Origin of the sequence: Mycolicibacterium brisbanense, assembly GCF_001570425.1 — a bacterium.
Lineage (GTDB): Bacteria > Actinomycetota > Actinomycetes > Mycobacteriales > Mycobacteriaceae > Mycobacterium > Mycobacterium brisbanense.
This window is the reverse complement of sequence record NZ_BCSX01000020.1, coordinates 85,370-108,415: the sequence shown is the minus strand read 5'-3', so window position 1 is coordinate 108,415 and position 23,046 is coordinate 85,370. Positions and strand designations below refer to the sequence as shown.

Below are 23,046 nucleotides of genomic sequence, written 5' to 3'. Positions count from 1 at the left end.
CAGGTCAACGTCCGGCAGGGCCCGTGCCCGCGAGTTCTCCTCCCACATGTCCGATCGCGAATATCAACACGGCCGCGCCGCCGCCGATGGCCAACTGCCTTAGCCCGCAGCGAAACACGCCTCGGCCGCTCAGCGCACCGATCACGGCGCCGACCGTGAACAGTGCCGCGGCCGCTGCGAGCACGGCGATGACCAGGGCGGCGAGCCCGTTGGTGAACATGTAGGGCACCACGACCACACTTGCGCCCACCGCGAACGAGATCAGACTGGAGAACGCTGCCGACCACGGCGAGCCCAGCTCGTCGGGATCCAGCCCGAGTTCCTCACGAGCCATGGTATCCAGCGCGGTGTCGCGGTCTTGCAGGATGGTGCTCGCAATTCGTTGCGCCTCATCGCGGTCCAGGCCTTTGGCGCGATAGATCAGCGCCAACTCCTCCAACTCGGCTTCCGGGGCATAGCGCAATTCCAGTTCCTCGACCGCTATTTCACGTTCGTAGGCCTCACGCTGGCTACGCATCGAGATGTACTCGCCGGCCGCCATCGAGAATGCCCCGGCGAGCAGACCTGCCAGGCCGGCGAACAGGATCACCGATGCGCTCGCCCCGGACCCGGCAAAACCCATCACCAGCGACGTGTTGGAGACCAGACCGTCGTTGACGCCGAATACCGCAGCGCGCAAAGCCCCCGAGCGATCTCCCCGATGCCACGGCTCACGGAGTGTCGAGCGGCCGTCGTTGCGTAGCCGCGTGAGCACGCGAGCATGCGATCGCTCATCGATCGCCATGCCGGCCGCGGCAGCGGGATCCGTGCTGTACAGCCCGGCGTCGGCACGCTCGGAACGTTCGAGGTAGGGCAATACCGTGTCGACCGAGAACCGGTGGGCCAGCCAGGACAGGACCCGCACCCGGAGACCGCGACGGCCGGGCTCGGGCACCTGCTCCCCCAACTCGGTGAGCTTCGACTGCCAATGTGCCGCGTGCCGGTGCTCAACCTGTGCCAGTTCGGACAGGATGTGCTTACGTTCCCCGGTTGCGGCGTCGGCCATTTCGGCATACAAGTCGGCGCTGCGCCGCTCGGCGGCCAGCAGGGAACGAAAGCGTTCCGCCTCGGTTCGATCCATCAAGACTCCTCTGCCGTCTTCACCGTTAACTAGAGCAATACCGGGGAAATTCGATGAATGCCGGGTTCGAGCCGAGATTTTCCGGCAGGCCGGAGCGATGGATGGATGCTAGCGGTAAGACGTAACCCGCATGGCAGAAGTGCCCGGTGAGCGAGGATAATCGGCACTTTGGACACTGCGCGGGATCGAGGTCGTATAAATGGCTCCGGATGGTTTGACCTTCGGATCAACCAACGCAGACGGAAGTCAGCGAGGGTGGTCGGTATCGCGTCTGGCGTCGTTGCTGCTGGGGCCGACGCCGCCGCTGTGGCTGGGCTTCGTTGTCGGCGGTGTCCTGATCGTCGCCGAGGCCGCGCTGGTGGCGCTGCTCGGCCGGACGCTGCCGCATCAGATGTTCGGCGTGGTCTTCTTCCTTGGCGTGCTTGTGGTCTCAGCCGGGTGGCCGATGTGGATGGGCGGCCTCATGACACTCGCGAGCACCGTCGTCTACTTGCGGATGCATCTCGGCGGCATGGTGATTCCGGACAGCCCGCGCGACCTGATCCCGATTTTCGTCTACCTGCCCGTCTCGCTGTTGGCGAACGTGTTGGTCGGGCAGGCCCGTCTGCGTGCCGTGGAGGCACGACGGGCTGCCGAGCAGGTCAGTGAACTGGCTGCGCGGCAAGCTGCTTTGCGTCGAGTGGCGACGTTGGTGGCGCGCGGCGCCCCGCCGGACGAGGTCCTCACAGCGGTCGCCGACGAGGTGGCAAACACCCTGTGCACCGGAAATGCCGCCTTGGTCAGGTATCTCGACGAGGGCTACGGCGAGATCGTGGCAGTCCATGACGAGGCAGGCCTGCCGAGGATGCCCGTCGGCGCCAAGGTGTCGCTGGATGGGGACAATGTCTCGGGCATGGTGATGCGCACCGGTCGTGCGGCGCGCCTGGACAACCACGAGCATGCCGAGGGCTCCACTGCGGCGTTGATCAGGGAATTGGGATTGAAATCCGGTGTCGGGGCGCCGATCATCGTCGATGGAAGGCTGTGGGGTGCTGCGGTCGTCGGATCGTCGCGGTCCGAACCGCCGCCGCCCGACACGGAGTCGAGACTCGAAGATTTCGCCGAACTCGTCGCGACGGCGATCGCCAACACCGAAGCCCGCAGGGAGTTGATGGCGTCGCGCGCACGTATCGTCGCCGCCGGCGACGAAGCCATGCGTCGCATCGAGCGCGATCTGCACGACGGCGCGCAGCAACGGTTGGTCGCACTGACGTTGACAGTCCGCTCACTGCAGCACCTGGTGCCATCGGATGATGCACTGGTACAAGAGATCACAGCACTCGGCGATGGGCTGGTCGCGGCCAGTGAAGAACTTCGACAGATCACCCACGGGATTCACCCGGCGGTTCTCACCAACGGCGGCCTGCGGCCCGCGTTGCGGGCGCTGGGTCGGCGCTCGGCGATACCGGTCGACGTAACCGTCGACGTCGAGCAGCGACCGCGCGAATCCGTCGAGATCGGTGCGTACTACGTGGTTGCCGAGGCGTTGACCAACGCAGCCAAGCACGCGCAGGCCTCGCAGGTCGACGTGAAGGTCGACCTCGACGGTGAGGCGCTGCGCGTCTGCGTGTCCGACGACGGGATCGGCGGCGCTGCCACCGGAGCCGGATCCGGGCTCGTCGGGCTCCGGGACCGCGTCGAGGCGTTGGGTGGTCGCCTGCACATCTCCAGCCCGATCGGCCACGGGACCATCCTGACTGCCCACATCCCGCTCACTGCGGCATGACACAGCCGATCACCGTTGTCACACAACGCCGTTGGCGTGCAAGCGGTCAATTTCCGCAGGGTCGTATCCGAGCTCGGTGAGTACCTCGTCGGTGTGCTCACCCAGCAGCGGTGCACCGGTGATCTTCGGTGTGAACGCCGAGAACTCAAGCTGACGAAACAGCATGTCGCACCGACCGATTGGCCTGCAGCCCCAGAATGATCGCGACGCCCAGCGGAACGAGTTGCATGATCGGGGCCATATCGCGCGCGTGCCATACGACCAGTGCCGTCAATGATCCACCGCATATCAGCCCGAGCAGAAGCGACAGGTGCGGCCGCGCGGCGGTCCAGCTGCGTGTTGCCGCGAGTTCGATCACGCCCCGCATCAGCGCACCGCTGAAGAATGTGGTGTTGAGCCCGGCCGGTCCGAACCTGTGCATCGTGGCGCTCTGGACACCCAGGGCCAGCGCGCCGGTGCCGAGAAGGCCGATCTGCGCGCCGTCGGATGGGTGACCTCCCACTGTCCACCACTGGGCGGCGAAACACGCGAGCACCGCACTCTCGAGGGTGAGACCGCGGCTCACCGCGCGCGGCCACAGTTCGTCGTCGGCTCCGGCCCTGCCTGCGACGCGGGTACCGATCGCGCAACCGGCGATAAAGCTGCACAAGGCAATCAGCACCCGCGACAACCGCTCACCCTGCTGATGGCTCAGCGAGATGCCGAGCAGCACAAGGTTTCCTGTCATTGCGCTGGTGAACACATGACCGAGCGCAAGGTAAGCGATGGCGTCCGTCGCTCCGCTGGTGGCGGCCAGCGCAACGGCGGCGGAGCTGCGCCAGGCGACCGGGGTCGTGGCCATGACTTCACCCTTCTGTCCCGCCCCGCCCGTGCGAGGTCAACTCGCGTATGGAAAGAAATTCACCTGGGGCGGCGAGTCGTTGATCTGGACGTTCCCCGGAGACCCGCACTTGACCTGTGACGGCCCCAGAGAGTTGCAGGACTGTGCCGGCTGCGCCGACTGTGCGGTGGCTGGAGCGGCGAAGACGACGAGGGCTGCCAGAGCGGCGCACGTCGCGGTGCCAAGGCGGGCTCGACTGATGTTCATCGACCCATCCCCTACCGATGCCCACCGGAACCGCCGCCGCCGATCAGGCCTCCCGAGCCGCCGTACGGGTAGAACGCGACGGCAGGGGGCGCGTCATAGAGTTCAGCGTCCCCGGGCGACTGGCACATGGTCTCGCTTGCGCCCATGGCTGCGCAGGATTGCGGTGTCGCGTCAGGGTCAGCGTTCGCGACAGGTGCCAGCAGAGCCGCTGACGCGATGGCGCCCGCGGCCAGAATTGTACTGGGGAACAACGATATTCGCATGGTCATGCACCTTCCGTTGAATTCGGTCCCGTCCGATGTACTCAGCATCTCGCGGTCGCGACGCTGCGTCGTCACCGCTGGTGACCAAACACCAGTACCGTCAGCGGGCAGCCGTCAGTGGGTGCTAACCCGAAACCGGCCGCTCCTGGACACCTCGCGAGGTCGAGCCATGTTGATCGGGCGCCCGGTGGTGCGGCGCCAACGCCCTGTCTGGCATTGCGTGCATCTTCACCGGCGCCTGGGAGTCCGATGGGAAGATCCCATGATCGCGTGTCGCGACGCCCCGGGTCCCAGAGGTCGGAGTAGACCGGCTGACTGTGGGTGTCGGCAGGCGGCAACAGCAACCGCACAGGTTCTCGTCTGCAAAATATGACCGTGGCGGTTGAGATGGCAGAGCCTTTGCGCCACCGCATCGCACAATTGTCCCTGGTCGACGGGTGGGTACCGATCGCGGTGCAGGTGCTGGCTGCACTGCTCCTGCTGTATGTGATGTGGGCCCATGCCGACCGCCGGGGATGGCGGCGGCTGGCCATCGCGGCCCTGATCGGGACTCCGTTTGCGCTCTGGGCTCGCCACTACATCTCCTCGATCGGGGTTTCCGGCGAGGCGGCGCCGAGCCGACTGTGGCTGTGGATCGGATTGGTCGGCGCAGCGCTCAGCCTCATCGTTCTGACTTGGAAGCGCGCGTCCTGGTGGCGGCGCGGCGCGTCGGTGCTGGCTGTGCCGCTGTGTCTGGTGTGCGCGGCGCTGTCGGTCAACACCTGGGTCGGTTACTACCCGAAGGTGCGCACGGCGTGGAACCAACTCACCACGGGTCCGCTCCCCGATCAGACCGACCGGGTCGGTGTCACCGCCATGCAGTTGTCGAATGCAAGACCTGACCGAGGCGTCGTGCTTCCGGTGCGGATTGATTCCAGTGCATCGGGATTCGCGCATCGTCGAGAATTCGCTTACCTGCCGCCGATATGGTTCGCCAGTAAGCCGCCACCTCGTCTGCCGGCCGTGATGATGATCGGGTCGGCGCTGAACACGCCGGCCGACTGGCTTCGAGTCGGCAATGCGGTCGCCACCCTCGACGATTTCGCCACCCAGCACGACGGCAGCGCTCCTGCGGTGGTCTTCGTGGACGCGACCGGCGCTTTCGACAACGACACCGAATGCGTCAACGGACCGCGCGGGAACGCTGCCGATCACCTCACGAAAGATGTCGCACCGTTCATGGCGGCCAATTTTGGTGTCAGTGCCGAACGCACCCATTGGGGCATCGCCGGTTGGTCGATGGGCGGTACGTGCGCGGTCGACCTGGCTGTGATGCACCCCGACCTGTTCAGCGCGTTCGTCGACATCGCCGGTGACATCGGCCCCAACACCGGAGGCCGCGAGCACAGCATCGCCACGCTCTTCGGAGGTGACGCCGACGCGTGGGCCGCGTTCGACCCCACCACCGTCATGAAGAGGCACGGTCGCTACACCGGCTTGTCGGGATGGTTCGAAGTGCCCGGCTCCCCTGACGGCACGTCACGCGACCCGGTGTCGAATCCCGAGGGCCAGGACGTCGCCGCGCGTTCACTGTCGGCCACGGCAGCAACGCAAGGCATCACGTCCACGGTGGTGACGCGGCCGGGCAGACATGACTGGCTGTTCGCGTCCCAAGCGTTCGCTGATGCGCTGCCGTGGTTGGCAGCGCAACTCGGCACCCCTGCGGTACCGCGAGTCGCGATGCCGAACTCGACGACGGACGCGGCAGGACCGACCGGCATCCCCGGCCTTACCCAACACCATTGACTCGGCGATTCGAGTAGCGCACTACGCTAGCCAATCCCCGATTCCCCGGCCGACCCTGAATGTCGGCACATCTGACGAGAGTGCCTGCCCAGCGGAGACTCGGAGGGACAGCGGTGGACGTCGAGACCCATTCCCGAGGAAAGATAACGGCCGCGATCGGGGTGCCGGTGGCGATCACACTGTTATCCGGGGCGACCGCACCGTGGTGGTGGCACGAGGTTTTCGACCGCAACGGCGGTGCCACGACACAGAATTCGAGCGCTACCACGGTTGCGCAGGCCAAGACATCCGAACCCGTCCCGGCGGGCGGGTGCGCCGTGACCGTTGCCAACCCGCTCGTGATGCTGCGTGAGACACCGGACCCGTTCGGGCAGGAATCGGTGAAAGTGGCGGCGGGCACGTACAAGGTGTCCGATATCGCCGAGACACCGTGGGCGGGCGCTCCCCAACGCTGGTTCAGAATCGATGTCGGAACCCGTTCCGGCTGGATCCGCGACGATTCCTTCAACATCGATTCGCGATCGGATTCCTGCCCGTGATGCCCTTTGGTCAATAGCGTCAATAGCATTGAGAGCAAACAGGTTTCAATTCGTTACCGGGGTATCCGAACCGTTATCGCTTGCACAGCTGGGCCATACGGTTGCCACAGTGCCGGCAAAAATCCACGTCATAGCTTTACTTCGCATCCGGCGGTGATGCCGTAACACGAAGAAACGGAGTAAACCTATGACGTTCAAGCGAACCCTGGGGGTCTCGGCGTTGGCCGCGGGCATCGGAATGGCCGGGCTGCTCGGTGTCGGTCTTGGCACGGCGAGCGCAGACCCAGGCTGGGGCTGCGACCGCCCCGGCGCCCCGCAGTGCGACAACCACCGCGACGATCGCGGACCCGACCGGGGCCCGGCTGGTCCGGTCGACTGGCATAACCGCGGCATCGATCAGGGACGTAACGACCACCAACCGTTCAACTGGAACGGCCAGCAGGTCACGCCGATGCAGGCAGCGGACGGCCACGGTTGGGGCTTCTGGTTCCTCGGCACCTGGATCCCGATGTAGAACCACGAAACTGCCGATGGGCCGCCGCTTTTGGGGCGGCCCATCAAGCTATCCGGCGCCGCGGTCGTCCGTCGCGCGTGGTGCGAACGGGTTGAACTTCGACAGTCCCGGGATATTCGACAACATCCGGAAGACGTCGTTGCCGGTGGCGACGAGAGCCTCCAGCTGTGGCAGCAGCCGATCCATCGTGCGGAACATCGGGTCGGCCATCGCGAGATAGCGCTCGGTGCGGTCGATCGTCGTGTTCAGCCGTTCTGTCGCAACCGCCAGATTCTCGATCAGATCTGGCAACTGCACCGCGAGTTGGGCTGAGGCGGGGGGTATGCGCATCGCGCTGTTCGCGACGGCCTGCGCGGTCTCGACCGCCGACTGAGCGGTCTCCACCGCAGCCTGCGCGGCCGATTTGAGGTCGCTCGGTTTGGGAAGCTTCGGACTGGTCATGTCGGTAACTGTGCCGCACCGCGACCTCGCTGTCAGCGTGTTTGGTCAGGGGTTCCAGGGTTGTCTCGAATCGGATGCCGTGCGCGAGGGTTAGGCTGCATCGGGCGATCGGCAACCGGACTTTCCCGGGCCTTTCGTGGCCGTCAAATGCGCTGCCTGAGAGGTCGATCCGTGCCGATCCTGGCTGCCACGTCGGGAAGAGGGTGCGATATGGAACAGTTCCGCCGCGGTGGCCTGGTGTTCGACGTCATCGACGACGGCCCTGCAGACGGCCCCGTCGTCGTGCTTCTGCACGGATTCCCCCAACACAACACCAGCTGGGAAGCCGTGGTGGCGCGGCTGACCGCGCACGGGTACCGGTGCTTGGCACCGAATCAACGGGGCTACTCGCCCGGCGCGCGGCCGCTGCGGCGCCGTGACTATCGCATGTCCGAATTGGTCGACGACGCGCTGGCCCTCATCGACGGCAGCGGAGCCGACCGGGTGCACCTCGTCGGGCACGACTGGGGGGCTGCGGTGGGTTGGGGGCTCGCACTGCGGTACCCGGACCGACTGGCGTCGTTCTCCCCGATCTCGGTTCCCCATCCGGTGGCCTTCCTGCGTTCCATACCGACCAGCCGGCAGGGCCTGGCGTCCTGGTACATGTACGTCGCGCAACTCCCCCGACTTCCCGAGCGGATGCTGCTGGGCCGGAATGGCGTCGGCTCAAGGATCACCGATGCTCTGCTCCGCAGCGGCCAGGCCGCGGCGCACGCGCAACGCGATACCGAAGCCATGCTCGAACCCGGCGCACTGACAGCCGCGCTCAATTGGTACCGCGCGATGCTGCTGTCCGATTCGCGTGCCATCAAGCATCGGGTGCGGGTACCGACCATGTACATCTGGAGCGACGGGGATACGGCGATCACCGCGAAGCCGGCTCACGAGACCGCGAGGTTCGTGGCCGGACCGTACCGGTTCGAGACCATTCGCGGCGCCTCGCACTGGTTGCCCGACGAAGAGCCTGACGCCGTCGCGGAGCTGCTGCTGGAATGGTTTGCCGCACACCCGCTGTGAGGTTCTACTGCTGGCCGCGCTTGCTCTGCAGCAGCCGATAACCGCCGTAAAGCACCAGGGCCACACCGAAATTCACGAAATATGCGATGTCGGCGCCGTACCAGGCAGTCGCCACCGGCCCGTGGATCAATGAGGTGTTCATGAACGGCATCGCTGCCGCGTAAGAGATCACGAAGATGATCAGTGCGGCCACGGCGTCGGACCGGCGCGTCTCCTCGGCCGACGGATCGAGCGTGTCGCGTCCGCGGATCCGGATCGCCCAGTCCACCGCCACGACTGCCACGAAGGCCGGAATCCAGTAGCTGACCAACAACAACACGTCGGTGAACCGGCTCGCGGTGTCGGCGGCGTGCAACCACAGGATTAAGAAGAACGCGAGCGCCGTGACGATGACGGCGGAGACCGGTCGGCGCACCCGGGCCCCGATGGTCTGCAGTGCCAGTGACCCGCTGTAGTCGTTCATCACGCCTGAACCCACGGCGGCCATCGCGATGATCAACAGTGCCAGCCCACCGAGAACTCCGCCGCCCATCACCGTTCGCACCCCCTCGGCGGTCTGCTCACCGATCGCTGCCGCACCGGCGATGCCGATGCCCTGAACGAAGATGTACGCCGACGCGATACCTGCGAACGTGTATCCGAACACCTGGCCCCGGGGCGTCGTCGCGGGCAGGTACCGACTGAAGTCGGCGGCATAGCTCGCCCACGAGATGGCCAGGCTCAGCGCGATGGTCACCTCGAAGACGAAAGCCCCGACCAGCGCCGGCCCGTGCACAGTCGCCGGAGTGACCACGTCGTGCCCGCGGACCAGCTTGACGGCGAACACCACGAAGGTGACCAGCAAGACGACGGTGAGCACAGCCTGCAACCGATGGATGAGTTCGTACCCGAAGAAGCCGACGACGCCCTGTACCCCGAGGACGATGAGGACAGCGAGCCAGAATGGGATGCCCACCAGGACGGCCAGTGCTTCCCCACCGAACAAGCCCACCAGGGCGTCCCACGCGATCGACGAACCCCACTGCAGCACCCCGGGCACCACGACGAAGCCGCCGAACGCCATTCTCGAGTTGGGCAACTGGCCGGCGCCGGTGCGCGGGCCCCACGTCGACAAGTAGGCCACCACCAGTGACCCGAGAACGGTCCCGATGACCATGGCGAGCATGCCCAGCCAGAAACCCAGGCCCAGCGCGATGGCCAGCGTGCCGGTGAAGACACCCGTCATGTTGACCTGGGGTGCGAACCACACGGTGAACAACCGCGCGGCACGGCCGTACCGCTGGTCCTGACCGATCGGCGCGATGCCGTGCGTCTCGACCGCGAGGTCGCCGGCGCCCGTCGGGCGGCGCCCGGTGAAGGCCGTCGCGTTGAGCACGTTCGATCCAGAAGGCATGGCTCATTTGATCACGCGCCGGTTTCGCGCCCGTCCGACACGGCGTCCTGAGAAACTGACGGCAGGTTCCCACACTGCTGCGCGCTGCCGCGCTGGTGTGGTCGCACGCCCCCTTCACTGTAGGAATACGTGCAAAAGCCGCCTTCAAACGAAGGATTCCATTGTAGAAATGTTAAATCGTTGCGGAATCGCTTGCGAACGTCGGCCCCATCCGCGATGGTTTACCCACAGCACCCGCTGCGCCTGAGGAGGACTCCACTGACCGGCCCAGACACCACCGCCATCGACGATTCGGCGGGACACGCTGGAGCGCCACCCCCGAGTGGTAACCCAGTTATCGAGATCGACCATGTGACCAAACGCTTCGCCGACTACGTCGCGGTACAGGAGGCGGACTTCTCGATCGCCTCCGGAGAGTTCTTCTCCATGCTCGGCCCATCCGGGTGTGGCAAGACCACGACGCTGCGGATGATCGCGGGATTCGAGAGCCCCACGGAGGGCGCGATCCGGCTCGAAGGCGTGGACGTGTCCCGCGTCCCGCCGCACAAGCGCAACGTCAACACGGTGTTCCAGCACTACGCGCTCTTCCCGCACATGACGGTGTGGGACAACGTCGCGTACGGGCCGCGCAGCCGGAAGAAGTCCGACAAGAAGAGCGCCGCCGAGATCAAGCGCAGCGTCGACGAGCTGCTCGAGATCGTGCGGCTGACCGACTTCGCGAACCGCAAGCCCGGCCAGTTGTCCGGCGGTCAGCAACAGCGGGTCGCCTTGGCGCGCGCTCTGGTCAACTACCCCAGCGCGTTGCTGCTCGACGAACCGCTGGGCGCCCTGGACCTGAAGCTTCGCCACGCCATGCAGTTCGAACTCAAGCGTATCCAGCGAGAAGTCGGGATCACCTTCATCTACGTCACCCACGATCAGGAAGAAGCGCTCACCATGAGCGACCGGATCGCGGTGATGAACGCGGGCAACGTCGAGCAGATCGGCACCCCGACCGAGATCTACGATCGACCGGCGACGGTATTCGTGGCCAGTTTCATCGGCCAGGCCAACCTGTGGGCCGGACGGCAGACCGGAAGAGCCAACCGCGATTTCGTCGAAGTCGACGTGCTGGGAACGACACTGAAGGCCAAGCCCGGCGACACGACGATCGAGCCCGGCGGGCACGCGACGCTCATGGTCCGACCGGAACGGGTCCGCGTGACCATGGACCGGCCGGACGGCGATGTCGCGACCGTGCCCGCGACCGTCAAGGATCTCACCTTCCAGGGGCCGGTGGTGCGGCTTTCCCTTGCCGCGAAAGATGATTCGACCATCATCGCCCACGTCGGCGCTGAGCAGGACCTGCCGCTGCTGCGGCCCGGTGACGCCGTGCACGTCAGCTGGTCCCCCGATGCCTCCCGGGTGCTGCCCGCGGCGGACATCCCGACCACTGAAGACCTCGAAGAGATGCTCGACGACTCGTAGTCGCCGGCAGCAAACACCTCTCCCCTCATCCGACAGCGCCCCAATTCACCGAAAGGTCGCTCATGCCCAACCACACCGATCCCGCACTGCTCGCCCGACTGGCCGCCAACCCCACCTCGCGGCGCCGGTTCCTGGGCGGAGGCGCGGCAGCCGCAGCCGCGCTCGTCCTCGGCCCGTCATTCCTCGCGGCATGTGGCTCCAGCAACAAAGCCAGCAGCCCCTCGAGCTCCGCGCCACCCGATGACGGGACCCCGGCGAGCGGCAATCTGCGCATTTCGAACTGGCCGCTCTACATGGCACCCGGCTTTGTCGACGCATTCCAGAAGGCCTCAGGTCTCACCGTGGACTATCGAGAGGACTTCAACGACAACGAGCAGTGGTTCGCCAAGGTCAAGGAGCCGCTGTCGCGCAAGCAGGACATCGGCGCCGATCTTGTGGTGCCCACCCAGTTCATGGCGCTTCGGCTCAACGGCCTGCACTGGCTCAACGAGATCCGGGATTCACGCGTCCCCAACAAGAAGAACCTGCGCCCCGACCTGCTCAACGCCCAGGTGGACCCCGGCCGCAAGTACACCGCGCCCTACATGACCGGCATGGTCGGCCTGGCCTACAACAAGACCGCGACGGGCCGCGACATCACCAAGGTCGAGGATCTGTGGGACCCCGCGTTCAAAGGCCGCGTCAGCCTGCTCTCGGACACCCAGGACGGGCTCGGCATGATCATGCAGTCTCAGGGCAACTCGCCGGAAAACCCCACGAAGGAAGGGGTCCAGAAGGCCGTCGACCTGGTCCGCGAGCAAAAGGACAAGGGTCAGATCCGCAGGTTCACCGGCAACGACTACGCCGATGACCTAGCTGCCGGCAATATCGCTGTCGCCCAAGCCTATTCGGGTGACGTGGTGCAGTTGCAGGCCGACAATCCCAATCTGCATTTCGTGGTTCCCGAAGCTGGCGGCGACTGGTTCATCGACACCATGGTGATTCCCTACACGACCCAGAACCAGAAGGGTGCCGAGGCGTGGATCAACTACGTCTATGACCGCCCGAACTACGCCAAGCTCGTCGCGTTCACCCAGTACGTGCCCGTCCTGACGGACATGGCCGAGGAACTCGACAAGATCAATCCGACCTTGAGCAAGAACCCGCTGATCAATCCGCCCGCCGAGACACTCGCCAAGCTGAAGTCCTGGGCCGCGCTGACCGACGAGCAGACGCAGGAGTTCAACGCCATGTACGCCGCAGTCACCGGCGGCTGACGCCGATGGCAGGTGTAGCGACCAGTAGCCGGCAGCGGAGCAAAGTGGCTCCGTATCTGATGATCCTGCCGGCGCTGGCGTATCTCGGGATCTTCTTCGTGGTGCCGTTCTTCTCTCTGGCACGCACGTCGTTGTCGAGCTCGGGCGGATCGGTGTATCTGCCCACGCTGACCTTCGACTGGAGTATCGGCAACTACGCCAAGGCATTCAGCACCTACAGCGAGCAGATCCTCCGCTCGTTCGGCTACGCGCTGACCGCCACCGTGGTGTGCGCACTGCTGGCATTTCCGCTCGCCTACGTCATCGCCTTCAAGGCGGGCCGGTACAAAAACCTGTTGCTTGGCTTGGTGATCCTGCCGTTCTTCGTGACGTTCCTGATCCGCACGCTGGCGTGGAAGACGATCCTGGCCGACGACGGATGGGTGGTCAGCACACTCGGTTCGATCGGCTTGCTGCCCAGTGAGGGCCGGTTGCTGTCGACGAGCTGGGCGGTGATCGGCGGCCTGGTCTACAACTGGATCATCTTCATGATCCTGCCGCTCTACGTGAGCCTGGAGAAGATCGATCCGCGCCTGATCGAGGCGTCGAAAGACCTGTACTCGACCAATCGGCGCAGCTTCACCAAAGTGATCCTGCCGTTGTCCATGCCCGGCGTGTTGGCGGGCAGCATGCTGGTGTTCATTCCGGCAGTCGGAGACTTCATCAACGCCGACTACTTGGGCAGCACGCAGACCAGCATGATCGGCAACGTGATCCAGAAGCAGTTCCTGGTGGTCAAGGACTATCCGGTCGCCGCCGCGCTGAGCATGGTGCTGATGGCGATCATCCTTGTCGGTGTCCTGCTCTACACGCGGGCTCTCGGTACGGAGGACCTGGTATGACATCCGCAGCGGTCGCCGCGGCGACGAGTACGGACACCCCGAAAACCGTCAAGGGCACCCCGAAGTGGGGCGACTGGGCACTGCGCATCGTGGCCGGCCTGGTGTTGCTGTACCTGTTCCTGCCGATCTTCGTCATCGTGTTGTTCTCGTTCAACAAGCCTGCGGGCAAGTTCAACTACACGTGGCAGCAATTCACCTTCGACAACTGGGCCCACCCGTTCAAGTACCCGGACTTGACCGCGGCGCTGAAGCTGAGCCTCAACGTCGCCGCGGTGTCGACCGCCGTGGCCCTGGTCCTGGGCACACTGGTGGCGATTGCCTTGGTGCGCCAGCGGTTTCGGGGACAGAAGGCTGTCGACACGTTCCTGGTGCTGCCGCTGACGGCACCTGAGGTGGTGCTGGGCGCGTCGCTGCTGACACTGTTCCTCGACCTGGGCTGGGCGACGGGCTACACCACGATCCTCATCGCCCACATCGCCTTCGAGGTCAGCTTCATCGCCATGACGGTGCGAGCCAGGGTCCGCGGATTCGACTGGACGCTCGAGGACGCGTCGATGGATCTCGGTGCGAGCCCCACTCGCACGTTCTTCAAAGTGACACTGCCACTGATCGTTCCGGGCATCGTCGCCGCGGCGATGCTGTCGTTCGCGTTGTCGCTCGACGACTTCATCATCACCTATTTCGTCAGCGGCTCGACGGTCACCTATCCGCTGTACGTCAACGCCGCGGTCAAGGCTGCGGTGCCACCCCAGATCAACGTGCTCGCCACCGCGATTCTGGTGATCAGCCTGGTGCTGTTGATGGCGGGAACGCTCTACCGGCGCAAGCGCATCGACGCATAGGGGTCTTCGAGATTGACGCCAGGGCCGTGGATTTCAGAAATTCACAGCCCTGGTGTCGATCTCGGTGAGGATAAGCGGCTCAGCCGACCTCGGCGGGCACCGGTGCCGTGCGGGCACCGTTGCTCGTCGCGCCGACACCGGCCACGACCACCAGCGCGATGCCGACCACGCCGAACAGGGCCGGAACCTGGTGCAGGATGAGCAGCCCCATGAGCATGGCGAAGGCGGGTTCCAGGCTCATCAGCGTGCCGAACGCGGCGGTGGTCAGCCGGCGCAGCGCCAACAGTTCCAGGGCAAACGGGATGACGGGCAGCAGGATCGCCAGGCCGAGCCCGATCAACAGGAGCTGTGGGGTCAGCCGTCCGAACGTGGCCGGACCGGCTGCCAAGGTTGCGACCAGCGCGGCGACCGGCATCGAGATGGCCAGGCCTCTGAGCCCTGCCACCTCGTCGCCGACGCGCTGGGTCAGCAGGATGTAGGCCGCCCAGCACAATGCCCCTGAGAGGGCGAACAGCACCCCGATCGGATCGACGGAACCGGTCCACGGCTCGGTCAACAGGACCACGCCGAGTCCCGCTGCAGCGGGCCACACGAACCGTCCGCGGCCGCTGCCTTTGGCAACCGCGACGCCCAGTGGCCCAAGGAATTCCAGAGCGCTCGCGGTTCCCAGCGGGATGCGGGCGACTGCCAACATGAACAGGATGTTCACGCCGGCCGTGGCCACACCCAACAGCACGCACGCGGCGAAGGACGAGCGGGTGAAGTGGGTGGGCCGCGGCCGGACGATCGCCACCAAGAGCAGGCCGGCCCAGGCCAGTCGGAGCCACGCGACACCCACCGCGCCGAGGTCGTCGATCAGGTCGACGGCGATGGCTGCACCGAGCTGCACGATCAGCATCGAGGCGATCGCCATCAGGGCGCCCTGGCGTGCGGTTCCGGTGGTCACTACAGCATTGAACGGCACCGAAATCGTTCGTGTCCACGTGATATTTGTGGACATACCGTTCGCGATTTACTGACGATCGGCAGACGGGGCGTCGTCCTGGCGCAGGATCGCGGCGTCGACGAGGCTCGCGATGATGTCGTCGGTGCTGAAGTCGCTGAGCCACAAGTTGGGTGAATCGGTGCGGTGCAACATGGCGACACCGTGCAGTGCCACCGACAGTGACGCGGCGCTGCGATGCGAAGCCGGTGTCGGTGTTGACTTGGGGTCGGCGCCTCGGCAGGCCAGCAATCCTCGGGTCACCACCTCGAGGGCTTGGCGAGCCGCGGGCGCGACGTCTACGGCCTGTGTCATGAGCGCGTACCGCAGCGGATAGCGTTGTGCGAAAGCGACATACGCGCGGCATCCCAGGATCACGCGGTCCCTCGCGGTCTTGCCGGCCTTGCTCTGCTCGGTGATCTCCGCGCAGACCTGCTCCCAACTCGCCTGTGCGACGGCCTGCAGCACCTGGTCACGGTCCTCGAAATGCGCATACACCGACGGCGCCGCGATGCCGGCCTCGCGTGCGATGCTGCGTAGCGACACCTCGGCCTCGGTCTGCGCGACGTCAATGACGCGGGTTGCGGCCGAAAGGATCTCGTCACGCAGCAGCCCGCCTTGACCACGCGAATTGCGCTGACGTGTCGACCGGGACATGGCGGCATCCTAACACGCTAACTTAACACCCGTTAGGTTAGTGATGCCGTTCGGCGGCGGGTGTCGGCTCGGGCCGGAGTGACGCACGTCAACTGTACGCGTGTTTGCTTATGGCTGTAAGGTTACAGGCCAGTGAAAGGGATGACCTTGACCGAAACATTGACCTCCACGCGGCCGTTCACCGATCTGACGGGGCTCGAACCCGTCGGCAACGGTATCTACGCGGCATCCGTGGACCCCATCTGGACCATCGGCCCGAAGGTGCACGGCGGCTGCATGATGGCGCTGTGCGCGGCCGCGGCGCGGCGAGCCCTCGGCGCCGACACCGACCTACAGCCGATTGCTGTGAGCGCCAACTACCTCCACGCGCCAGAACCGGGCGCCGTGACTCTCACCGCCAAGGTCCGCAAGCGGGGACGTCAGGTCAGCGTCGTCGATGTCGAGCTGTCCCAAGGAGATTTGGTGGCGGTGTCCTCCGCGGTCACCCTCGGACATCTGGATGTGGCGGATCCGCGCCATCAGGAGCCTTTGTCGCTGTCCGACATGCCCGCCGAGCCGACCGTCGACGCGGTGCACGTCACTCCCGCACACCCCATGGGTCAGATCGTGCACGTCGCCCAGGGATGTGATCTGCGGATCGACCCGTCCGCGGCGCTGTTCCTGGCCGGACAGCAGGGTGAACCGATCAATCGAATGTGGTTGCGGCCCTTTGCGCACGACGAGGCCGATCCCGATACGGCATTGTTGTTCGCCGTGATGGCCGGTGACATCAGTGCACCGGTGACGATGAACCGCGGCATGTTCGGCTGGACGCCGACGGTTCAGCTCACCACCTACCTGCGCCGCCGACCGGCGCCGGGCTGGATGCGTGTGATGGCGAGCGCAACGGTCATCGGCGAAACCCTGTTCGAGGAGGACCATCTCATCCTCGATGCGACGGGTCAGGTCATCGTGCAGAGCCGCCAGCTCGCGATGATCCCGAAAGGCCACTAGGACCCACATCGTTCGCCCGGTGATCACGGTCCCGACACCCCGGACTGCCACGGTGGACATGTGGTTACCGAGCAAGTGTCGGCAGCGGGGCGGTTTCACCGATTCTGCGAACGGGTCGTCGGCCGCCTGCCGTTCGGCTTGAGCGCGCTGGTGGCGCCGACTTTCCTCGGGTTCGTGCTGATCAACAGTTTCACCTTCGGCGTGGATCTGCTGCTCTTGACGCTGCTGCGCGGCTCAGCCGGGCTTCCGCTGCCAGTGGCGGTGACCATGGCGTACGCGTGCGCGTTCGCGTTGGCCTACTACCTCAACCGGACGCTGAACTTCCGGTCACACGCCGCCGTCGGCCCTCAACTCGCCGTGTACGTCATCGTCGTCGCGATCAACTACGTGGCGTTCATCCTCGGTGTGTCGAGCGGTCTGGCCGCACTGGGTGTCGAGTACCACCTCGCCAGGATCGCCGCGGGCGCCTGCGAGGCCATCTATATGTACAGCGCGATGCGCTGGGTGGTGTTCCGCCGGTGAGCGGGGGCCGTCACCGCAACCTCTCCCCCGAATCGGGGTCGAAGAGGTACACGCGTTCGGCCGGCGCGCTCAGCGTGACCTGCTGTTCGGGCTCGTAGCGTTCTGCGGCAGGGGTCTGCACCACGATGCCCTCCTCGACACCTGCGACCGTGCTGGTGGCCAGCCCGAATTCCAGCAGGTGCTCGAAATAGGCGACGGTGACCCGGATCCCGTTGGCGTCAGCGCTGCCGATCACGCAGTCCTGCGGCCGGATCCCGACGGTGACCTTTGTCCCGTCGGCGACGCCGGTCACCATGGTGTCCAACGCGCCTGCGCCCGAACCGATCTCGACCCGGACCGTGCCACCAGAGACCCGGGCCACGCCGGGCAGGACATTGATCTGCGGTTCACCGACGAATTGGGCGACGAACAGATTGGCGGGATCGTCGAACACCTCGTCGGGAGTTCCGAACTGTTGCACGACGCCGGCGTCCATCACCGCAAGCCGATCGGCCAGCGACAGGGCCTCCACCTGGTCGTGGGTGACGACGATGGTGGTGTAGCCGAATTCGCGTTGCAGCACTTTGAGTTCGCGGCGCACTCGCTGCCGGGCCGACGCGTCGAGGTGGCTCAGCGGCTCGTCGAGTAGCAGCACCGGAGGATTGCGCACCAGGGCTCGGGCCAGCGCCACGCGCTGCTTCTGCCCGCTCGACAGACCCGCGGGCCGCAGCCCCATCATGTCGTCCATCTCCAGGCGCCGGCTGATCGAATCGACCATCTTCTCAGCGCCTTTGACCTTGCGCGCCTTGAGGCCGTACAGCAGGTTTTCCCGCACCGACATCGGCGGATACAACGCGTAACTCTCGAACCCCACGCCGATGCCACGCTTGGCCGCAGGCAGCTGAGAGACCTCGCGCTCGCCGATGCGGATGGAGCCACTGGTCACCGTCTCCAGGCCGGCGATCATGCGCAGCGTGGTGGTCTTGCCGCAGCCCGACGGACCCAGCAGTGCCACCAGCTCCCCCGGCCGGATCGCCATGTCGATGCCCTTGACCGCCTGGAAGCTCTCGCGACCTCGCGACGAATACGTCTTCACCAGTTTGGACAGGGTGAGACTCTGCGCCGTCGCGGGTGGTGTCACGGTCGTGGTCACTGAGCTGCCTCCAATGCGGAATCGCGCTTGCCGCCGTCCAATCGGCGGGTGTCGCCGGCGCCTGCGGCGAACACATGAACGTCGGAATCGGCCACCGTCATGGTGATCTCGGCGCCTTCGCCGACACCCTCGCGGCCGGAGGTGAGCACGATCAGCTGCGTCCCACCGACTGTCACGGTGAGTTCGACGTTGCGGCCGAGACGTTCGGCCAGCAGCACCCGCCCCTGCAACGAGCCCGGACCGGAGGTGACGTGAATATCGCAGGGCCGCAGGCCGACCCGTACCGCATCACCGCGTGCACATTCGACACCCGCGGGTACAGCGACGCCGAATGAGCCGTCGCCGAGGCGGATCCGGCCGTCGTCGATCACGCCGTCGATCAGATTGATCTCCGGCTGTCCCAGTGCTTTCGCCACGAAGGTGTCGGCCGGTCGTCGCCAGATGTCCTCCGGTGTGCCGATCTGAACCAACTTTCCTTCGCGCATCACCGCGATGCGGTCACCGAGCGCGAGCGCCTCCTGATAATCGTGGGTGACGTAGATGGTCGTGGTGTTGCTCATCGCGCCGAGCTGCTTGAGCTCGGCGCGCATGGCCGCACGTAGCTTGGCGTCCAGGTGGCTCAGCGGCTCGTCGAGCAAGTAGATGTCGGCAGGCCGCACCAACACCCGACCGAGTGCGACCCGCTGACGCTGCCCGTTGGACAGCTCCCGCGGAAAACGCTTCTGCAGGTGGTTGATTCCCAGCGTCGAGGTGACCTGGTCGATGCGTTCGGCCCGCTCCTGCTCTGAATAGCGGCCGGTCCGACCGCTTTTCAGCGGTGAGGCGAGATTCTCGGCCACCGTCTTCTGCGGGTACAGGGCGTAGCTCTCGAACGCCATCGCCACATTGCGGTGATACGGCTCCACCCGCGTGACGTCCGTACCGCCGATGAGTACCGATCCCTGATCGATATCCACCAGGCCGGCAACCGACTTCAACGTGGTGGTCTTGCCTGCGCCGCTGGGACCGAGAATGACGAAGAACTCACCGTCGGCGATGTCCACCGACAGGCCGTCGACCGCTTTGGTCTTGCCGAAACTCTTGTGTACGTCGGCAATCGACACCGAAGACATCAGGCCTTCACCGCCCCAAACGACAGGCCGCGCACCAGGTACCGCTGAATGGTCAAGGCCAGGATCAGTGGAGGCAGCGCGGCGATGATGGCGGCCGCGGCGGTCAGGTTGTAATACGCCTGTCCGCCACCGCCGAGGAATTTGGTGATCGCAACGGTCACCGTGCCGGCATTGCTGTCGGCGAGAATCAGCGGGAACACGTAGTTGTTCCACGCGAAGATGAACGCGAGCAATGCCGCGGCAGCGATACCGGGCCGCACGATGGGCAGCGCCACCATGACGAACGCCCGCCGCCGGGTGTAGCCGTCGAGCAGTGCGGCCTGCTCGAGATCCTCGGGCAGGTCCTGGAAGTAGGACCGCAGGATCCACACCACCAACGGCATGGTGACCAGCTGCAACACCCAGATCATGCCGACCTTGGTGTCGAACAGCCCGATCTGGTTGTAGATCACGAACAGCGGGACGATCACCATGAGCTCGGGTGCGAAGCGGAACGAGAGCATCTGGAACATCAGGTCATTGGAGCCCTTGTACTGCCACCGGCCGGCAGCGTAAGCGGCCGGGATGCCGATGACCAGGGAGACGATCACCGCGCCACCGCAGTTCAGCAGGCTGGTCAGCAGCGACGCTTTGAAGTCGACGCTGGTCATCTGAGTGCCCTTGTCGGTGAGCACCGTGGCGAAGTTCGACCAGGTCGGGCTGAACGAGAAGTAGGTGGTGGTCTGCTGCTCGGCGTTCTTGAGCGCCAGGATCACCATCCAGGCGATCGGGAACAGCGAGAACACGAACCAGAAGACCAGACCGACATCGGCGGCCACCGACCCGATGGACAGGCGCTTCTGCCCCGGGAGCAGTTCGGTTCTGTTGAAGAGCCCCATGGTGTTACGACTCCGCTCCGGCAGCTCGGCGCTGCGCCTTGCCCAGCACGCTCACCAGGTAGCGCGCGGTGATGAACACGATGATCCAGAGCAGCAGCATGTAGGTGCTGCCGCGGGAGTAGTCCAGATTGATGATGGAGTCCTCGAACGCCCCGATCTGCAGGGTGCGGGTGGCGACGCCCGGGCCGCCTGCGGTGAGTACGTAGATGTGGTCGAACACTTTCAGGTTGTCCATGAACCGGAAGATGACCGCCACCAGGATGTAGGGCCACAGCATCGGAAGCATGAGCTTGCGGAACATGTAGAGCCAATTGGCGCCGTCCACTTCCGACGCCTCGAACGGCTCCTTGGGCAACGACCGGATGCCGGCCAGCACCAGGATCGCCACGAACGGCGTGAAGATCCACAGGTCGACGAGGATGACCGACCACAACGCATGTGTCGAGGACAGCCAGTCGAACGTGTTGCCCAGTCCCAGAACATGGTTGAGCACACCGAACTGCGGGTTGAACATCAGCTTCCAGATCACGCCCGCGATGACGGGGGCGATCATCAGCGGCAGGATGAGCACCTTTTCGAAGATCTTGCCGATGATCGACGACCGGTTGAGCAGGAGCGCGAGGCCCACTCCCAACACGGTCTCGACACCGGTGGCGACGACCGCGAAGATCAGCGTGACCGTGACGCTCTTCCAGAACACCCGGTCGCCCAACACGGATTTGAAGTTGTCGAACCAGACGAAGTGCGGATCCGGGTTGACCGCGGCGTAGTTGAGGAACGCGTAGTAGGCGCCGAGGACGAAGGGGTACAGGATGCCGATGACGATCACCAGCGCGGGGATGGACAGCACGTAGGGCCGCAACCGTCGCCGCCAGGCCGGCACCTCCGGCAGGTTGCCGCGGGACGCGGCGGTGTGTCGCGCCGGCGATGTCGCCGGCGCCTTCGGAGTCTGAGTTGTCATGTGTGCCAGAGCTCCTAGAGGTTGACCTTGGATGTGTTGGTCTTGGCGAGGCTGCGCAGCCGCGTGGCGGCGTCGTCACCGCCGTAGATGTCCTGCAGCGCGACGGCCCAGTTCTGGGTCGTGTCGAAGAACTTCTTCTGCGGCGTGAACTGGATCTTCGACTCGGCGATGACGGTCTCGAACGCCTGCAGATAGCCGAACTGGTCGGCGGCCACCCGCTTGAAGGTGGTGTCGAACACGGACTTTCGCACCGGATCGGCGTACGTGCCGCCCTCGACGGCCTTGTTCATCGAATCCTTGCCGGTGGCCCACTGGATGAACAGCCACGCGGGGAGTTTGTTGCGCGAGTTCGCCGACATGGCCCAACTCCACGTCCACAGGTTGGTCTTGTAGTTGCCGTCGGGCCCGGCGGGGCCGGCGTACCAGCCCAGGTTGCCCGCCTCCTTGCTGGCGCCCGGCTTGTTCTTCGGGTAGGTGGCGCTGTCGGCATCGAACACCATCATGGCCTTGCCGTCGCCGAGATCGCCTGTGGCATTGGGATAGTCGTAGGTGGTCCACGATGTCGGCCCGGCGCGGTGCTGCATGTCGATCCACTTCTTGGTGAAGTCGATCGCGATGTCGCTGTCCATCTCCGCGATCAGGTCCGAACCGTTGAACTTGTAGTCGACGGCGCCCTCCCGGGTGTACTGCGTCATGAATCCCGGGTGGATGGTCGCCCATGACTTCGAGCCACGGGTGGAGATGCCGTAGCGGTTCTCCGAGCGGTCGGTCAGGTCGACGGCCAACTGGATGAAATCGTCGAGGTTGTCGGGAAGCTTGGTGATGCCCCGCTGATCGAAGTACTTCTTGTTGTAGGCCACCACGTTGTTCTCGAAGCCCCAGGGGATCGCCCACTGGCCACCGGTTCCCAATGGGTGGCCCAGGGTGAAGTCCCAGCGTGTCGAGGTCCGCAAGCCTTCGAAGATGTCCTCGAAGTCGTACTCGGCGCTGGTGGCCGACGTGTTCTTCAGCCATGGGCCCAGATCCTCGATCCACCCGGGCGGTCCGTACTGCCAGATGAAGTAGGCACCGAGCATGAAGGCGTCGTGCTTGCCGGAGCCGCCCGCGAGTTCGGTGTTGAGCTTGGTGAAGTAGTCGGCCTCGGGGACGAGGTCGACGTTGACGGTGATCCCGGTGAGTTCGGTGAACTCCTTGATCAGCGGCTGATAGGACAGCTGGTAGGGATGGGGAGTCTGCAGGATGTTGATCGTGGCTCCCGAGGCCTTCTTCCAGTCGAAGCCACCGGTGATCTCGTCAGCACCATTGGGCGCCGACACCCGGCCACCCACACCGCACGAACTCAGGATCGGCGCGCTGGCGGCAGCGGCCCCTGCGATTCCCAAGGCCGCCAACATGCTTCG

24 protein-coding genes are annotated in these 23,046 nt (G+C 65.3%); 11 read left to right on the top strand and 13 right to left on the bottom strand.

The genetic code is table 11. The features are described 5' to 3' along the window. Positions 1-4: 4 nt before the first annotated feature. Positions 5-1,120 carry a VIT1/CCC1 transporter family protein gene (locus RMCB_RS09890; protein WP_062828643.1) on the bottom strand — a complete coding sequence of 372 codons (1,116 nt, stop codon included), beginning with the start codon at positions 1,118-1,120 and terminating at the stop codon, positions 5-7. 199 nt (positions 1,121-1,319) lie between these two features. Here RMCB_RS09890 and RMCB_RS09885 point away from each other — a divergent pair, with 199 nt between their 5' ends. After that, positions 1,320-2,885: a GAF domain-containing sensor histidine kinase gene (locus RMCB_RS09885; RefSeq protein ID WP_062828642.1), complete on the top strand. Its 1,566-nt coding sequence runs from the start codon at positions 1,320-1,322 to the stop codon at positions 2,883-2,885. A gap of 18 nt (positions 2,886-2,903) precedes the next feature. On the opposite strand, the gene RMCB_RS09880 is transcribed toward RMCB_RS09885, so the two are convergent. From RMCB_RS09880 to RMCB_RS09870, 3 genes are all read right to left on the bottom strand, one after another. Beyond that, positions 2,904-3,050, bottom strand: a complete 147-nt coding sequence (locus tag RMCB_RS09880; protein ID WP_407662117.1) for a hypothetical protein — start codon at positions 3,048-3,050, stop codon at positions 2,904-2,906. Next, positions 3,031-3,726: a YoaK family protein gene (locus RMCB_RS09875; RefSeq protein WP_062828641.1), complete on the bottom strand. Its 696-nt coding sequence runs from the start codon at positions 3,724-3,726 to the stop codon at positions 3,031-3,033. Before RMCB_RS09875 ends, RMCB_RS09880 begins: the two co-directional genes overlap by 20 nt. Before the next feature lie 257 nt (positions 3,727-3,983). After that, a complete protein-coding gene (locus tag RMCB_RS09870; protein WP_051243816.1) occupies positions 3,984-4,241 on the bottom strand; it encodes a hypothetical protein in 258 nt (85 codons plus the stop codon). Between the two features lie 363 nt (positions 4,242-4,604). Here RMCB_RS09870 and RMCB_RS09865 point away from each other — a divergent pair, with 363 nt between their 5' ends. From RMCB_RS09865 to RMCB_RS09855, 3 genes are all read left to right on the top strand, one after another. Then, positions 4,605-6,020 carry an alpha/beta hydrolase gene (locus tag RMCB_RS09865; RefSeq protein WP_407662116.1) on the top strand — a complete coding sequence of 472 codons (1,416 nt, stop codon included), beginning with the start codon at positions 4,605-4,607 and terminating at the stop codon, positions 6,018-6,020. A 167-nt stretch (positions 6,021-6,187) separates the two neighbouring features. Further along, positions 6,188-6,559: a hypothetical protein gene (locus tag RMCB_RS09860; RefSeq protein WP_131805507.1), complete on the top strand. Its 372-nt coding sequence runs from the start codon at positions 6,188-6,190 to the stop codon at positions 6,557-6,559. Positions 6,560-6,746: 187 nt separating this feature from the next. Continuing rightward, positions 6,747-7,073, top strand: a complete 327-nt coding sequence (locus RMCB_RS09855) for a hypothetical protein (RefSeq protein WP_029369911.1) — start codon at positions 6,747-6,749, stop codon at positions 7,071-7,073. Between the two features lie 48 nt (positions 7,074-7,121). Here the strand turns inward: RMCB_RS09855 and RMCB_RS09850 are convergent, their stop codons facing one another. Further along, positions 7,122-7,514: a hypothetical protein gene (locus RMCB_RS09850; RefSeq protein WP_062828638.1), complete on the bottom strand. Its 393-nt coding sequence runs from the start codon at positions 7,512-7,514 to the stop codon at positions 7,122-7,124. Between the two features lie 210 nt (positions 7,515-7,724). On the opposite strand from RMCB_RS09850, the gene RMCB_RS09845 reads away from it, so the two are divergent. Next, positions 7,725-8,570 (top strand): alpha/beta fold hydrolase, encoded by an 846-nt coding sequence (locus tag RMCB_RS09845; RefSeq protein ID WP_062828637.1) that lies wholly within the window; start codon positions 7,725-7,727, stop codon positions 8,568-8,570. Between the two features lie 4 nt (positions 8,571-8,574). On the opposite strand, the gene RMCB_RS09840 is transcribed toward RMCB_RS09845, so the two are convergent. Beyond that, a complete protein-coding gene (locus RMCB_RS09840; RefSeq protein WP_201028260.1) occupies positions 8,575-9,963 on the bottom strand; it encodes a purine-cytosine permease family protein in 1,389 nt (462 codons plus the stop codon). A gap of 351 nt (positions 9,964-10,314) precedes the next feature. Here RMCB_RS09840 and RMCB_RS09835 point away from each other — a divergent pair, with 351 nt between their 5' ends. From RMCB_RS09835 to RMCB_RS09820, 4 genes are all read left to right on the top strand, one after another. After that, positions 10,315-11,430 carry an ABC transporter ATP-binding protein gene (locus RMCB_RS09835; protein WP_062828635.1) on the top strand — a complete coding sequence of 372 codons (1,116 nt, stop codon included), beginning with the start codon at positions 10,315-10,317 and terminating at the stop codon, positions 11,428-11,430. A 62-nt stretch (positions 11,431-11,492) separates the two neighbouring features. After that, positions 11,493-12,686, top strand: a complete 1,194-nt coding sequence (locus RMCB_RS09830) for a polyamine ABC transporter substrate-binding protein (protein WP_062828634.1) — start codon at positions 11,493-11,495, stop codon at positions 12,684-12,686. 5 nt (positions 12,687-12,691) lie between these two features. Continuing rightward, positions 12,692-13,567: an ABC transporter permease gene (locus RMCB_RS09825; RefSeq protein ID WP_029369905.1), complete on the top strand. Its 876-nt coding sequence runs from the start codon at positions 12,692-12,694 to the stop codon at positions 13,565-13,567. Next, entirely contained in the window at positions 13,564-14,409 is an 846-nt protein-coding gene (locus tag RMCB_RS09820) for an ABC transporter permease (RefSeq protein ID WP_029369904.1), read from the top strand. Before RMCB_RS09825 ends, RMCB_RS09820 begins: the two co-directional genes overlap by 4 nt. Before the next feature lie 79 nt (positions 14,410-14,488). On the opposite strand, the gene RMCB_RS09815 is transcribed toward RMCB_RS09820, so the two are convergent. Both RMCB_RS09815 and RMCB_RS09810 read right to left on the bottom strand, forming a co-directional pair. Next, positions 14,489-15,355, bottom strand: a complete 867-nt coding sequence (locus RMCB_RS09815; RefSeq protein WP_062828633.1) for an EamA family transporter — start codon at positions 15,353-15,355, stop codon at positions 14,489-14,491. A 66-nt stretch (positions 15,356-15,421) separates the two neighbouring features. Then, positions 15,422-16,048 (bottom strand): TetR/AcrR family transcriptional regulator, encoded by a 627-nt coding sequence (locus RMCB_RS09810; RefSeq protein WP_234792059.1) that lies wholly within the window; start codon positions 16,046-16,048, stop codon positions 15,422-15,424. Positions 16,049-16,189: 141 nt separating this feature from the next. On the opposite strand from RMCB_RS09810, the gene RMCB_RS09805 reads away from it, so the two are divergent. Both RMCB_RS09805 and RMCB_RS09800 read left to right on the top strand, forming a co-directional pair. Beyond that, positions 16,190-17,041 carry a thioesterase family protein gene (locus RMCB_RS09805; protein WP_062828632.1) on the top strand — a complete coding sequence of 284 codons (852 nt, stop codon included), beginning with the start codon at positions 16,190-16,192 and terminating at the stop codon, positions 17,039-17,041. Between the two features lie 60 nt (positions 17,042-17,101). Continuing rightward, entirely contained in the window at positions 17,102-17,563 is a 462-nt protein-coding gene (locus RMCB_RS09800; RefSeq protein ID WP_062828631.1) for a GtrA family protein, read from the top strand. A 10-nt stretch (positions 17,564-17,573) separates the two neighbouring features. On the opposite strand, the gene RMCB_RS09795 is transcribed toward RMCB_RS09800, so the two are convergent. From RMCB_RS09795 to RMCB_RS09775, 5 genes are read right to left on the bottom strand one after another with little or no spacing between them, the layout of a single operon-like run. After that, positions 17,574-18,695, bottom strand: coding sequence for an ABC transporter ATP-binding protein (locus RMCB_RS09795; RefSeq protein WP_062828630.1), 1,122 nt, complete (start codon positions 18,693-18,695; stop codon positions 17,574-17,576). Further along, positions 18,692-19,807 carry an ABC transporter ATP-binding protein gene (locus RMCB_RS09790; protein ID WP_062828629.1) on the bottom strand — a complete coding sequence of 372 codons (1,116 nt, stop codon included), beginning with the start codon at positions 19,805-19,807 and terminating at the stop codon, positions 18,692-18,694. The genes RMCB_RS09795 and RMCB_RS09790 overlap by 4 nt, the downstream gene beginning before the upstream one ends. Beyond that, on the bottom strand, positions 19,807-20,685 hold the full coding sequence (locus RMCB_RS09785; protein WP_062828628.1) for a carbohydrate ABC transporter permease: 879 nt from the start codon (positions 20,683-20,685) through the stop codon (positions 19,807-19,809). Before RMCB_RS09785 ends, RMCB_RS09790 begins: the two co-directional genes overlap by 1 nt. A gap of 4 nt (positions 20,686-20,689) precedes the next feature. Further along, on the bottom strand, positions 20,690-21,646 hold the full coding sequence (locus tag RMCB_RS09780) for a carbohydrate ABC transporter permease (RefSeq protein WP_062828627.1): 957 nt from the start codon (positions 21,644-21,646) through the stop codon (positions 20,690-20,692). 14 nt (positions 21,647-21,660) lie between these two features. After that, positions 21,661-23,040 (bottom strand): extracellular solute-binding protein, encoded by a 1,380-nt coding sequence (locus RMCB_RS09775; protein WP_165606269.1) that lies wholly within the window; start codon positions 23,038-23,040, stop codon positions 21,661-21,663. Positions 23,041-23,046 lie beyond the last annotated feature (6 nt).